The sequence below is a fragment of the Brevibacillus nigriterrae genome (assembly GCF_049846925.1).
Taxonomy (GTDB): domain Bacteria; phylum Bacillota; class Bacilli; order Brevibacillales; family Brevibacillaceae; genus Brevibacillus_H.
In genome coordinates, this window is sequence record NZ_JBNCMT010000004.1 from 25621 (window position 1) to 39578 (window position 13958).

12 protein-coding genes are annotated in these 13958 nt (G+C 48.2%); 3 read left to right on the forward strand and 9 right to left on the reverse strand.

Translation table 11 applies throughout. The features are described 5' to 3' along the window. Window position 1: 1 nt before the first annotated feature. The 4 genes from ACPW7N_RS04075 to ACPW7N_RS04090 form a co-directional block, all read right to left on the reverse strand. Window positions 2-907 (reverse strand): branched-chain amino acid ABC transporter permease, encoded by a 906-nt coding sequence (locus ACPW7N_RS04075; protein WP_425649745.1) that lies wholly within the window; start codon window positions 905-907, stop codon window positions 2-4. Between the two features lie 21 nt (window positions 908-928). Further along, complete coding sequence (locus ACPW7N_RS04080; protein WP_425649746.1) at window positions 929-2077, reverse strand: branched-chain amino acid ABC transporter substrate-binding protein; 1149 nt, start codon at window positions 2075-2077, stop codon at window positions 929-931. Window positions 2078-2111: 34 nt separating this feature from the next. Then, window positions 2112-3770, reverse strand: a complete 1659-nt coding sequence (locus tag ACPW7N_RS04085; protein WP_425649747.1) for a peptide ABC transporter substrate-binding protein — start codon at window positions 3768-3770, stop codon at window positions 2112-2114. A 294-nt stretch (window positions 3771-4064) separates the two neighbouring features. Next, window positions 4065-5132 (reverse strand): M24 family metallopeptidase, encoded by a 1068-nt coding sequence (locus ACPW7N_RS04090; protein WP_425649748.1) that lies wholly within the window; start codon window positions 5130-5132, stop codon window positions 4065-4067. Between the two features lie 128 nt (window positions 5133-5260). Between ACPW7N_RS04090 and ACPW7N_RS04095 the strand changes: the two genes are divergently transcribed. From ACPW7N_RS04095 to ACPW7N_RS04105, 3 genes are read left to right on the forward strand one after another with little or no spacing between them, the layout of a single operon-like run. After that, window positions 5261-5530, forward strand: coding sequence for a (2Fe-2S)-binding protein (locus tag ACPW7N_RS04095; RefSeq protein WP_425649749.1), 270 nt, complete (start codon window positions 5261-5263; stop codon window positions 5528-5530). Further along, window positions 5531-5866 carry a (2Fe-2S)-binding protein gene (locus ACPW7N_RS04100; protein WP_425649750.1) on the forward strand — a complete coding sequence of 112 codons (336 nt, stop codon included), beginning with the start codon at window positions 5531-5533 and terminating at the stop codon, window positions 5864-5866. Continuing rightward, window positions 5863-7071 carry an NAD(P)/FAD-dependent oxidoreductase gene (locus tag ACPW7N_RS04105; RefSeq protein WP_425649751.1) on the forward strand — a complete coding sequence of 403 codons (1209 nt, stop codon included), beginning with the start codon at window positions 5863-5865 and terminating at the stop codon, window positions 7069-7071. The genes ACPW7N_RS04100 and ACPW7N_RS04105 overlap by 4 nt, the downstream gene beginning before the upstream one ends. Before the next feature lie 27 nt (window positions 7072-7098). Here ACPW7N_RS04105 and ACPW7N_RS04110 read toward each other — a convergent pair whose 3' ends face one another. From ACPW7N_RS04110 to ACPW7N_RS04130, 5 genes are all read right to left on the reverse strand, one after another. Beyond that, window positions 7099-8121, reverse strand: a complete 1023-nt coding sequence (locus ACPW7N_RS04110; protein WP_425649752.1) for a hypothetical protein — start codon at window positions 8119-8121, stop codon at window positions 7099-7101. A 153-nt stretch (window positions 8122-8274) separates the two neighbouring features. Continuing rightward, window positions 8275-9216, reverse strand: coding sequence for a c-type cytochrome (locus ACPW7N_RS04115; RefSeq protein WP_425649753.1), 942 nt, complete (start codon window positions 9214-9216; stop codon window positions 8275-8277). A 182-nt stretch (window positions 9217-9398) separates the two neighbouring features. Then, complete coding sequence (locus tag ACPW7N_RS04120; RefSeq protein ID WP_425649754.1) at window positions 9399-10808, reverse strand: sigma-54-dependent transcriptional regulator; 1410 nt, start codon at window positions 10806-10808, stop codon at window positions 9399-9401. Then, window positions 10809-12893 carry an ATP-binding protein gene (locus ACPW7N_RS04125; RefSeq protein WP_425649755.1) on the reverse strand — a complete coding sequence of 695 codons (2085 nt, stop codon included), beginning with the start codon at window positions 12891-12893 and terminating at the stop codon, window positions 10809-10811. After that, window positions 12890-13894 carry an ABC transporter substrate-binding protein gene (locus ACPW7N_RS04130; RefSeq protein ID WP_425649756.1) on the reverse strand — a complete coding sequence of 335 codons (1005 nt, stop codon included), beginning with the start codon at window positions 13892-13894 and terminating at the stop codon, window positions 12890-12892. The genes ACPW7N_RS04125 and ACPW7N_RS04130 overlap by 4 nt, the downstream gene beginning before the upstream one ends. Window positions 13895-13958 lie beyond the last annotated feature (64 nt).

Genomic DNA, 13958 nt, shown 5'->3' on the forward strand with positions numbered 1-13958 from the left:
CCTACATCCTTTCTGTCACCTTTGTGCCCATGATCCCTGTAGGTTTCAACACAAGAATCAAAATCAAGAGTGAAAATACAATTACGTCCTTCCACGAACCGCCAAACACAAACGTCCCAACTGTCTCAATCATTCCAAGCAGCAATCCGCCCAGCATAGCGCCAGGGATGCTGCCAATTCCGCCGAGGACGGCAGCGGTAAATGCTTTGAGCCCGATAATAAAGCCCATCATAAAATTGACTGTCCCATAGTAGGCACCTGCCATCACACCTGCCCCGGCGGCAAGAGAGGCACCGATAAAAAACGTAAGTGCGATTACTCGGTGAACATTGATCCCCATCAAGCTGCACGCTACCTGATCCAGTGCAATTGCCCGCATCGCCTTGCCGTATATGGTGCGCCCGATGAACAGCTGCAGCGCAAGCATCAACAATGCAGAAATGAGGATCATCGCTACTTGTGTATAGGTGATTTGTGCTCCAAATATATTCCACCCGGTATTGGAAAGCTGAAGCGGGTAGACCTGATACTGTGCTCCCCAAGCGATCATCGCTCCGTTTTCCAGCAATAAAGAAACACCGATTGCCGTAATCAGAATGGACAAACGGGGGGCAAGCAGAAGCGGGCGGTACGCCACCCGCTCGATCCCCATTGCTGCAATCCCGACTATCACCATGGATGCGAGAAAGACTACGGCAATGCCCATAATTGAGGCTCCGGACTTCCCGTCGTCAGTGAGCATACCAAGCAGACTGAATCCTACGAATGCTCCCAGCATGTACAGATCTCCATGAGCAAAGTTGAGCAGTTTGATGATGCCAAAAACCATTGTGTAGCCCAATGCAATCAGACTGTAAAAGGCACCGATCACCAAACCATCAGCCAGTATTTGTACAACGATATCCATGGCTGCATCTTTCCTTCCCCTCTATTTGGTCAGAGTGAATTTCCCTCCTTCAACCTGTAAAACAGCAAAATTCGAAGCGTCGAGCGTATTCTGAGCATTAAAGGTAATCGTTTGACCGAGTGCCTGAAAGTCCTTGGTCTCCTTGATCGCTTTTTTCAGTGCTTCCTTGTCTGTTGACTTTGCCCGGTTGAGAGAATCCGCCAACAGATTAATTCCATTGTAGGTCAAGGCAGAGAACGGTCCCGGGGAGAGGTTGTACGCTTGCTTGTACTCGCTGACAAACGCTTGCGCCCCCTCGATTAACTCCGCTGTAGGTGTAGCGGTAATAAGCAATCCCTCCGCATTCTCAGCACCAGCAATCTTGATAACATCCTCGCTAAAGGAACCGTCTCCTACCATAAACAGTCCCTGAACGTCCTTTTGCTTGAACTGCTTAAGCATCAATCCCCCGGCAGCATAATAACCTGTGAAATAGGTGGCATCCGGTTGCAGCCCTTTTAGCTTTGTCACCAGTGCATTGAAGTCTTTTTCTTCCGGATTGATGGCCTCGTAAGCGACAATGGATCCCCCGGTTTTTTCAATGGCGGCCTTCGCTGAGTCGGCAAGATCTTTGGCATACGCAGAGTTGTCATGGATGAGAGCTACTTTTTTGGCCTGTTTAGCACTCATGTAATCGGCTGCCTTTTGTGCCTGATCGGGAACCAACCCATTAATCAGAAACAACGTATCATAGCCTTGAGCAGGTAGCTTGGATGAGTTAGCCGCTGTTACAATCATCGGAATATTGGCATTTTTAAATACACCGGAAGCTGGTAGTGTCGCGCCTGAGCAATAGCCGCCGACCACTGCTACAACATTTTGTGAAACGAGTTTGTTGGCCGCAGCCGTAGCCATTTGGGGATCACAGCCGTCATCCGCTACTTCAACCTTCAGCTTTTTCCCCAAAATACCCCCTGCGTCGTTAATTTTTTTCACGGCCATTTCAACGGCATTATACATATCTTTCCCATCCGTAGCGTTGTTGCCGGTCATGGGAAAAATCACCCCAACCAAAATATCGCCGCTCTCTCCACTTGCGCCTTGAGAGCCAGTAGGTTGACCAGTGCACCCAACGAGAGCTAACGATACTGTCAATATCATCGAAGCAATCATGCTTCTCCATTTTTTCATAGCCATTCCCTCCTGTATTTAGCGATAATGAACCTTACTCGATAGAAGTCCATTTCCAGTCGATTCCGCCGAGCGCATCTGTCACAACGCCCTTGACCTTATCGTCCTTCACCCATGTGTGGGTGTAGAAATAAATCGGCATGATCGGCAACTCATCCATCAAGATTTGTTCTGCCTGTTGAAGAATTTCCTTGCGTTTTTGCGGGTCGGATTCAGTCGCAGATTGATTCAGGAGCTCCTTGTATTTCGGATTTTCCCAGCGGGTATCGTTGTTTCCGCCCTGCTTTTCCTTGAAAACTTCCAGGAAGTTGATTGGATCATTAAAGTCGCCCGACCAGCCCGAACGCCCCACCTGATAATTGCCCTGATGCAGCGATTCGAGGTACACCTTCCACTCCTGATTTTCCAACTTCACTTCTACACCCAGGCTTTTACGCCACTGGTCCTGAATCGCTTCGGCAATTTTCTTATGTCCTTCCGATGTATTGAAGGAGAGGGTAATCGGCGGCAGCTTGGAAATACCCAATTCCTTCATCCCTTCCTCCATCAGCTTTTTGGCAGTCTCGACATCATTGTCCTTGAAATATCCATCTGGATTAAGCGACATCGCCGGAGGAACGGCAGCCATCGCCGGTTGCTGATTCGCTTGCAAGACGTTGTCGATCAAGGCTTGTCGGTTGATCACGTAGGCAAACGCCTTGCGAATCTTGACGTTGTTAAAAGGCGCTTTTTCCGTGTTGAATTTGTACCAGTAGGTCGCGGCGACCGGATGAACCACCATTTTTCCTGATGCTTTCATGGCTGGCATGGCGTCAATTGGCAGTGAGCTGAGTGGATGCCCTGCCCAATCGATTTCTCCGTTTTCAAACATAGACAGCTCTGTATTTTCATCCTCCACCATGGAGAATTCGATACGTTCCAGCTTCACCGAGTCTTTATCCCAGTAGTTCTCGTTTTTCACGAGAATCATTTTGTTCTTATGCTCCCAGCTTTCCATTTTGAAGGGACCATTGCCTACATGGGTTTTTGCTTCTGCTGCCCAATTGGCATTGGCCTCGACCACTTTCCGGTTGATGGGAAAATAGGAGTGAAATGCCGTCAGCTCCAGGAAAAAGGGCGTCGCATTTTCCAGCGTAACTTGCAGCGTTTTGTCGTCTAACGCCTTTACCCCCACATCTTCCATCTTCCCTTCTCCCTTGTTTGCTTTTTCAGCATTTTTGACATAGTAGAGCTGATAGGCATAATTGGAAGCCGTTTTCGGGTCAAGAGTCCGCTTCCACCCATATTCGAAGTCGTGGGCTGTAAGTGGATCACCATTGCTCCATTTGGCATCCCGTAGCGTAAATGTATACGTTTTCAAATCTGCTGAAATGTCGATCTTTTCAGCAACTGCCTCATGTGGCTTGCCGTCTTCATGTATGCGGGTCAACCCGTCAAAAATTGCTTTGATGATGGCCATCGAGGTCGTGTCCTCTGCGATACTCGGGTCAGCGGTCGGTGGTTCTGAATGCAAATTCCAGCGAAGCACTTTTGGTTCGGCAGATGTTTCCGAAGCCGCTGGCGTCTGTTGTGCTGACTGTCCAGTCGCTGCTGGGGCCGACGTTCCTCCCACCTGACCTCCGCTTGCACAGCCGGACAATACAGCACCACTCATCATGAGTATGCTGGACAAAATGAACAACATCTTTTTCATTCCTATTCCCCCTGAAAATGATTTTTGAATATTTCGAATTGGATAAATTTGCAATACGTATGCCAACCTGTATACGCTCGCCTAGTACATCATCTGTGTCAAAAGATTTATACACCTTTATCAGACACCTGTATAAAAATCTAAACATCAAGAAAAACATTGTCCTTTTCCCCCTCTCATCCCCTCTCATCGGGGGACTGAAACGTCGGGGGGGCTGAAACGTTGGTATCCCTGACAGCTTGCATAGGAGTTAAAAAAACCCCGGCACTGTTACGTACCGGGACTTCGTACATCTTATAAAATAATCAATTCTCTTTTGGAGTGAGTAAGCAGTTCATTTCCTTCACTCGTAACCAGGATGTCATCCTCGATGCGGACTCCGCCTTGACCAGGCAAATATATACCTGGTTCTACTGTCAGCACCATGTCTGCTTTGAGCACCTTGTCGCAGATTTTTGACAAGAATGGTTCTTCATGAATGTCTAGACCTACTGCATGCCCCAGTCCATGACCAAAGCATTCCCCGTAACCATGTGAAGCAATGTAATCACGGGCAATGGCATCCGCTTCCGATCCGATGATCCCCGGCTTGATCCCGGCAATTGCTCTTTCCAGCGCACTTAGCACAATACCGTAAACCTCTTTCAGCTTGGGAGAAGGCTCGCCAATTGCCACCGTGCGAGTAATGTCAGAGCGATAGCCTTGATAGAGTGCACCAAAATCCAGTGTGATCATCTCACCTGTTTCGATCTTCTTGTCGGTCGCTACACCATGCGGAAGGGAGGATCGCACACCTGAGGCTACGATGGTATCAAACGCAGATGAACTCGCTCCCTGTTTGCGCATATACATTTCCAGCTCGTTTGCTACTTCCCGTTCACTTACTCCGGGTTTCAGCCATTGCAGGATATGGGTGAAAGCTGCGTCAGCAATCTGTGCTGCCGTACGTATTTTTGCTATTTCGTCCGTCGTTTTGATCATCCGCAAGCCTTCTACCATGCCGGATACAGGGATTAGTTCCTGCTTCCATTCCGCTTGCAATTTTCTGTGTTGGGCACTCGTCAGATGGTCTTCCTCAAATCCGAGCCGCTTGACTCCTGCCTGCTCTGCCAAGCGAGCTACTTCTGCAAATAATGACTCCTTGGTAACCAGCTTCAGCACTTCATAGCCTTGTGTCTGCTCCGTCGCCTGCGTCATATATCGAAAATCAGTCAACAGGATCGCCTTGTCCGCAGTTAGCAAAACAAAGCCATAGGTTCCGGTGAAATTGGTCAAATAGCGGCGGTTTTGCGTGCTGCTCACAAACAGACCGTCCATTCCTGCCTTCCCCATCTGTTCTCTCAAGCTTTGCAGTTTATCCATTCTTCTCTCTCCCTTCATGCGTTAAACACCATTCTAGAAATCTAGCAATTACCATACCAACCACCCTCTCCATGCTCGGCACGGTTATTGCATCACATTCGAGCAAAACAAGAGGAGGAGATCTCAGCATGGATCAGAATAACATGATCATTTGCCGATGCGAAGAAGTAACATTAGGCGAATTGCTCAAAACGGCGAGTTCCTATCAATGCACGGCTCGCGAGTTAAAATTGCGCACTCGTGCGGGGATGGGCTATTGTGGTGGGCGTACCTGCCGCACTCAATTACAAAGCATTTTAGAAAAGACAACAGGAAACCCACCCGATCACACCGTTCCACTGGCTTATCAGCCGCCGGTGCGCCCGGTCTCCTTTGGACTGTTTGGGGGGCAAAAATAAATGGATAGACGAATTATTGATCACCCAATTCTCGGCAAGAGAGAAGAAAAATCCACTCTCCACTTTCGCTACGATGGAAGTGTGTACGAAGCTTTGAAAGGAGAAACGATTGCAGCAGCTTTATTGGCAAGCGGTGTCCGAACGCTTCGGGTTCATGAAGAAACTGGTACCCCTAGGGGGATTTATTGCAATATTGGTCACTGCTTCGAATGCCGAGTGACGGTGGACGAAGTCCCTGGCGTACGAGCCTGTCTTACTCTGGTGAAAGATGGCATGGACATTCGCTCAGGTCAGGTTCTGCCAACTCCGCTCAAGAAAGGGGGCAACCACAAATGATCGATGTGCTTGTAGTTGGTGCTGGACCTGCAGGACTGTCGGCAGCGATAGCAATAGCTGAAAATGGCCTATCTGTACAAGTTGTGGATGAATTTTACCGCCCCGGCGGAAGGCTGTTGGGACAGTTGCATCAGGAACCGAATGGGGAATGGTGGAACGGTTTGGAAGAGGCAGCCAAACTATATGAGCGGGCAGTCCAGTTGGGTGTTTCACTCCTCTGTGGTGTCTCTGTCTACGATGTGCAGCAAGGTGATGACCGATGGACCATTTCTACCAGTAAAGGTGAAATAGACACAAAAACATTGCTGCTCGCAACAGGGGCATCGGAAACGCCGGTTCCTGTTCCCGGCTGGACACTGCCAGGCGTGATGTCCATCGGTGCAGCACAGGTGATGACCAACGTACAGCGAGTACGTGTAGGAGAACGAGGCGTGATTGCTGGAGTCAACATTTTGTCCGTGGCCATCGCTCGGGAGTTGTTGCTCGCCGGAATCAAAATCGATCGTATGTTGCTCCCCAGTCTGTCCATCGTAACCGAAAGTGCAGCAAGACCCATGGAAGTGATGAAGTCAATGCTGCGGTTTGCTCATCTCGCCCCTTCTCCACTAATTCGCTTCGGTAGCAGACTAATCAGTGGAACCTGGCTTGAGCCGCTCGGCATTCATTTCTATCCGAAAAATGGCGTGAACATGTGGGGAATCCCGATTCAACTGCGCAAGGCAATTGTGGAAATCGTCGGCAATTCCTGTGTGGAGGGTGTGCGAATCGCTGATGTCACTCCATCCGGCGAGGTGATTCGAGGGACGGAAGAGATCATCCCTGCTGACTTTGTTTGTATCGCCGGAGGGCTCAGTCCTCTTGCCGAGCTGGCAGCAGTCGCTGGCTGTCCGTTTGTTTATGAGCCGTCACTCGGTGGTCATATTCCCCTGCACAATGAGCAGATGCAAACTCCGTTGAAAGGGCTATATGTGGCTGGCAACATCACGGGTATCGAGAGTGCAAAGGTTGCAATTGCGCAAGGGACGGTCGCTGGTTTGTCCATCTCGGTTGAAAATGGCAAGCTTTCCACTAACGCAGATGAGTTGCAAAAGGCAATCCACGGCGTAAAATCAGTGCGTAGACAAGCAACCATTCAATTTCATCCAGACATTACAGAAGGTCGAAGCCGGGTAGCAGAGCGGTTTGCGGCAAATTGCAACAATTGACAGGCACTGGGCTCTAACCGGGCGCAGCTAGTTTTCCCCGAACTGCCAAGCTTTCAAGCCAATGGTTTCGCAAGTAAAGTTTTTGTCATTAGGGGAGCTGCAGCCCGTAATTTTTTTATCGTTTAATTCAAGTCGAATCCAGCTATACTCTGATCCTGCCAATTGGAACTCCATTGCCCACTTCTCTTTCGGAGAGGGAATGATTTCGAGCAGCTTTTTAAGCTCGGTTGCAGAGAAAGTTTTAGGCACGATAAAGGCGTAAACTTCCTCTTTTATTTGTGTGAATTTCTCTTCCGAGTACCCTTTGCGGAACGTTACTCCTTGAGGAAGTTGTTTGCTTTTTTCATCCATCAGCACGACATGGGGAGAATAGGTAAGCTGGTTTTTGAGTCCTAAGGGCGCACAATAATCTTTCTCCTCACCATTAGCTGGTGTCTGGCAAAGAAGCTTCCCCTTTTCGCTACGAATCGATAACTCCAACGAATCGATCTCAATAGCATAATCCACGATTGCATCTGGCTCTCCTACCCATTGAGTCAGCTTTTGAAAAGAGTCCTGTGTAAAGGGTTGTATGGTTTCATCCCAAACAAACGCCAGTCGCAGCGTAGACTCTTTGTCATGGAAAGGAGCGGGGTGCGGGTAATCCCCTACTGAATAGCCGTTCGAACGTATATCCAAAAATTCAACTCCAGAAGGCAGTTGACTCGTTTGTTTCATCAGTTGTTCTACTTTGGGATGCCAGTTGATTTCCCATCGATAACCATTTTTGTCATACCATTCGCTGCCGAGATAGGCAAGATAGGGGCTTATGATAAATACCGAACCAGCGAGCAAGAGCCCTACCACCTGATTTGCCAGTTTGGACATCAGCCAGCGATTGACAAAAATCAGAATGCCAAGATAGGTGACACTGAGCAACAAGGCCAGGAAGGGGTTTCCCTCACTCCCCATGAAACCAAATGCATACACCATGATGTATAGCCCAATTTGCAAAAGAGAAATGCCCATAATGGCATTAAACAGAACCAATCCTGCCCACCAGCGCTTCATACTATCCCCACCTTCAAAAACTGCTAATTTGTGGAGAAATTCGACATCTGTGAAAACTTTCCTTTTTTCCAGTCAATCTACCCTCATACGAAAAGAAAAGAGAATGCCCCGAGCGCAGGTTGCGCTGCCTGCGGGACATCCTCTACGGATCACTTATTTCTTCGTTTTGCTGCTTTTCAGTTCATAAGGTACATCCTTCGGCGCTCCGCCATTTGGCCAGTCATCTGCCTTCTTGGCGAAGTCTGGACGATCCTGGGAAAGGATATAGGCTGCCAAATCAGCCGCTTGCTGGTCTGTTAATGTACCTTGCTTGATTCCTCCCATTTCCCCGAGTGGCATGTTGCGCTGGATATATCCTGCCGCAGTAGAGATTCGGCCCATTCCAGCGCCAATATTAAATGAATTTGGTCCCCACAGGGCTGGCCCGGAAGTTGGTCCTGTACCTGACCCATCTGCTGCGTGACAGGTCATACAAGATTGCTGGTACAGTTTCTTTCCATTATCGATATTCGTCGTCGGTACGTTTTTCATGGAATTTTTAGCGATCCACGGTCTTTCCTTGGTGCCCACTGGCACATCGGTGGAAATGTAAGTCAGGTAAGCAACCATGGCTCTCATATCATCGCTGTTGTATGGAAGCGGCTTTCCATTCATACTTCTTTGGAAGCAACCATTAATTCGATCTTCGATGGTAAGTACTTTGCCTGCTCTTGGATTGTATTGGGGATAAACTGCGGTTACCCCGGTCAACGGCGAAGTGGAATCTAATCCAGCACTTCCGTGACAGCTTGAGCAAGAAAGTTTGTTGCCTACATTCTCCGGCAAAGCAGTACTCGTTTCATTCATCAGCTTATAGCCTCTCTGGATGGACTTCCCAACTGGCCCGTCTGGAACCTTATCCATACTAGGTGGCTTATAGTCCGTTAAGGCTTGTCCCGCACTTTTGGAATCTGCTGGTTTTTCTGCTGATTGGGTTGTCTCTTTGGATACCGGAGTAGTCGACGCATTTTCTGTAGCTGCGCAACCTCCTGCAATAAGAGCAGCAGCAGCGAACACGATCCACATGGGGCTTCTGCCAGGTTTTCTAAGTTTCATAGAATTCTCTCTCCTTTTTCTATCTTTTTTCCTCACTATGTACAGATAGCAATTGTGATGCCAACTGCTTTTTACTCTGGCATATGTGTAAAAAAGCCTGATTTTATCAGGTTTTCACAAGAGAGAGTGCGCTCAGGCTATGACAAAAAAACCATGACAAAATGTCACGGTAGGACAAAATGTCATGGTTTGATCTGGTACTCTTCGATTTTTCGATAAAGGTTCCGGACACTGATGCCTAACCTCTCAGACGCCTTCGTTTTATTCCAGTCAGTGACTTGCAGCATGCGGGCAATGTGCAGTTTTTCCAGATCCCTCAGCGACTCGACTTTGTCTACTTCTTCTACAGCAAGGGAGAACGCTTCTTCAACTGCTCCTACTGCCTCCACGCTTACTGCTGCTTCACCTGATTTCATTTTTGCCAGGGTATGAGTCGGAAACAGGTCTGATGCGGAAATATACTGCCCGAGCGAAAGCACGGCCCCCCGCTCCACAATATGCGCCAGCTCACGCACATTCCCCGGGTAATGATATTGCAGCAAAGCATCCTCTGCCTCTTTGTCAAAAAACTTGGTGATTTGGTTTGGCTGTAACCGATTGAGAAAGAACGACGCCAGTGGCAGGATATCTCCCTGTCTTTTACAAAGTGGCGGAATTTCCAGATCCACCACCTTCAGGCGATAGTACAAGTCAGAGCGAAACTGCCCATCCTCGACCTTCTGTGCCAGATTCAGGTTGGTCGCTGTAATAATCCGGGCATCAACCGTCTTTACGGTATTTCCCCCTACCCTGCGATACTCCCCACTTTCCAGAAAACGCAACAGCTTAACCTGCAGAGCATAGGGCATATCCCCAATCTCATCGAGAAACAGTGTTCCTTGATCCGCCATTTCCACCAGCCCTTTTTTCTGACTGATCGCACCCGTGAATGCGCCTTTTTCGTGTCCGAACAACTCACTCTCCAGCATGGTTTCCGGTATAGCCCCCATGTTGATCGGAATGAACGGCTTGTCATGACGCACACTTTTTTTCCAGATGAACTGAGCAAACACTTCTTTGCCCGTCCCGCTCTCCCCAGTCAGTAGAACAGGGTAGGGTGTCTGGGCGATCCGCTCCGCGGTAGACACCAACGCTTTCATCACGGGGCTTTCCGCTATAAAGGCTGGCATTTGTCCTTCCGTACGATCCTCGTTACTCGCTTGTCGTGACGCTTCTTCTTTTTGTTGTTGTTCCAGTGCTTTCGTAATGAGAGAATCCAGGTCCTTTAACTGATAGGGCTTTGTCAAATAATCAAAGGCACCTTTTTTCATTGCATCTATCGCCGTTTCAATGGAACCGTGTGCTGTTAAAACAATGACTTGAATGGAAGGGTGAGTCTCCTTGCAAATCTGGAGAAATGTCATCCCGTCCATCCGAGGCATCTTTAGATCCAGGAGTACCAGTTGGACTGATGTGTTTTTTATACATTCCAGTGCTTCAAGCCCGTCACCCGCTTCGAAGACTTGGTAGCCTTTGCGTGTCAATCGGGAAGAAAGCAGCTCCCGAAATTCGGGTTCATCATCGACAATCAAAATGTGGTGTTTCGCATCCATCTAGTGTCTCTCCTTTCGCACAGGAAGTCGAATGGTCACGGTTGTACTCATTCCCGATTGGCTTGTAATGTGCAGGTCGCCTCCGAACTTCTTCACGATGCCGTAGCAAACGGATAATCCCAGTCCAGTCCCCTTGCCTGCCGGTTTTGTGGTAAAGAACGGATCGAAAATTTTCAAAAGATGATCGGGGTGAATCCCTTTTCCATTGTCCACGATTTCCATGACTACTTCTGTGTTGTCCGGATTGCTTGTGTGAACCTGGAGAATCCCTTGACCTTCCATGGCATCCAGTGCATTGGTGAACAGATTGAGAAACACCTGTTGCATCTCACTGGTTGTGGCATTGACGAAAGCATCGGTTGCTTCGTAGTTTTTGATGACCTGGATCTGTTTCTTCCTGACTTCGTGCCGAATTAGTTCCAGTGTTTCTTCCAAACAACTATGAATATTGACTGGTTCATGGACAGTGGACGATTTTCTTGAAAAATGAAGCAAATGAGAAGTGATCTCCTTGCAACGAATGATTTGTTTTTGAATCGTATCCAGATATTTTTCAATCTCTCCACTGTCAGCGAGGCTTAACAGATCTTCCTCATCCAGTCGCTCCTTCAAGTCCTCTCCATAAACAGACAGAATTCCCAAGGGATTGTTAATTTCATGCGCAATCCCCGAGGCAAGCATCCCGATTGCCGCCAGCTTATCGGCCTGTATGACTGCCGCTTCCATTTCTCTTTTCTCCGTAATGTCCTCAATCACCTCAAGAAAAGGCGACTTTCGCTTTTCGGGATGGAGTCGGAACACCTGATGACGAAAATAGCGGAGCCTTCCTTGTTGATCAACCCTTGTCGAAATCATTTCTCTTTGATTACCGCTAACCATGGCCTCCGTATGAACAGGGCATGTTTCACATAAGTCGCACTGCTCCCCGAATGCTTCCCTGCAATGCTTACCCACCAGTTGTTCTGTTTGAAACCAGTCTTTCACGGTACGATTTACCCAGCCTACCCGAAAATCCTCATCGACGACGATCAACCCCATGCCCATTCCGCTCACAACCATGTCGAGCCGCTGCTTTTCTTCGAGCAGTTCATTGGTCTTCTGTTGCAGCCGTTCAGCCATGGCATTGACGGACTCTGCCAATCGGCCAATTTCATCGGAGCCGGACACCCGAATGCGGGAAAAGAAATTTCCTTCGGCGATGGCCCGTACACCTGAGTCGATTTTCTCAATGGGCCCACTAAAAAACAGAGCAAAAACAACACTAATCGCCGAAACGAGCAATACGATAAGCAACGTTGATAAGATCAAATTCATTTTGATTTGCTGAAATGAAGCAAGCGCACTTTGTTCTGCTTGTTCCAAAACCACTGTCCATTGCGTGCTCGGAACCCGCATCGTATAGCGGAAATTGCCCTTTGTGCCATCATCCATACGAATTGATTTGGATGCCCCGATCAGTTTTCCTTTCTCATCGAGCAGTGCAATTGTCGTATCTTTGCTCACTCGTGTATGAGTGGATAGCTGGTCAAACAACTGCTTCAAGTTGATTTGCACGAGAATGCCGCCATTCGGTTCACTCGGAAGATGGTCAGGAACAGCAAGGGTTACAATCATTTTCCCATCTGCATTGGGTAGAACCGGGCTAATATAGGTCTTTCCTTGACGGATTTGCTCCAATAGTTGCCTGTTTTGCTCTCCCTTTTGATGAATATTCCAGCGGCTGATGGTATACAGCTCATTGCCCGTACTTGAAAAGCGGGAAATACTCTCTACATACGGAACATTCTTCATAAAGGAATGAAATAGATAATACAGGTTCTCATCACTGGTTGGGCCCACAGCCATAGAATCTCTCAAAACAAACATGGATTGAAACGTCTGCGAAATGAGATTTTCAAGTTGATCCACACTGTTTTGCATCGTCGCCTGATTGGCTGAGTGGACCTGTTCAACCAGCTTCCCCCTGCTAATTTCCATATTGACCAGACCCATGAATACAAAGGGAACAATGGACATGAATAAACCAAACAAAAGGATTTTCGTCCGCAGCCTGCTAACGGTTTTTTTCCAAAAGTGTATTTTCATCGCACAGGTGCTCCATATCGTTGATGAATAATTGCCTCTTGCTGCTGTGACAAATGAATCCCTACCTGTTCCAGCGATTGTTCATTTACGGACAGGTTGACATTGTCGGGTATTTCCACAGACAAATCCTGAATAGCAAAACCATTTAGAAGCTTTGCAACAAGTGTGGCACTTTGCTTTCCCTGTTCAAAAAACGATATGCCATAGGCGGCAAACACCCCGCTCTTCACTTGCTCCGGGTAGGCACCAACAACGAAAAGCTTCTGTTGAATGAGCAGTGGCATTGAGGAAACAATCGCTTCCTCCAAAAGCAGGCTGGGCAAAGGAAACAGCGCCTGATAGTCCCCTGGCTCTATCGCTCGAATCAAGCTGGCTAACTCTTCGGGAGTGCCCACGGTTTGGACATCCAGTTGCAAATGAAGCTGTGACCCAGCTTTCCTCGCTTCCCTGATCGCCATTTCCGACAAGGGAGCTTGTCTGTCTGCTACTACCAGCATTCGTTTGACTGAAGGACAGAACATCTTGACGAGCTCCATTCGTTTGCCGATCAGCTTCATCTGCCCATTGTCAATTCCCGTAATCAGGTCCCCCGGTTGGATTAGCCCCCACTCCTTTGGCGAGGCAATCCCTATGAAGACAATGGGAACGTCAGGAAGCACCTTTTTGGCAGAAATCGTTTCCCATGCACCAGTCGTAACGATGACATCCGGTTTTTGTTCTTTCAGTTCAAGCAGGTGCTGCTCGGTAACCTTCTCGTCCCGACTGCCTTTGAAATCAACTTGAACATACTGCACCTCTCGTTTTTCCTCAAACCCCAGCTTGACGAGGCCTTCTTTCATACCCGCTATTTTTTCATATCGATCTGTATTGGCAATGACGATACCGATCCGATACGATTCTTGCTCTCTTTGATTGTTGTTAAAAATAAAGGCAATCATGACAAAAATCATGCCCAGACAAACGACTCCAATAAACGCTGCCAACCGAAGATGTTTTTTCATTTCTGCACACCACCTGAATCCATTATCCGAATTACCTCCACCGGTATGGTGTGAAAAAGCTCAC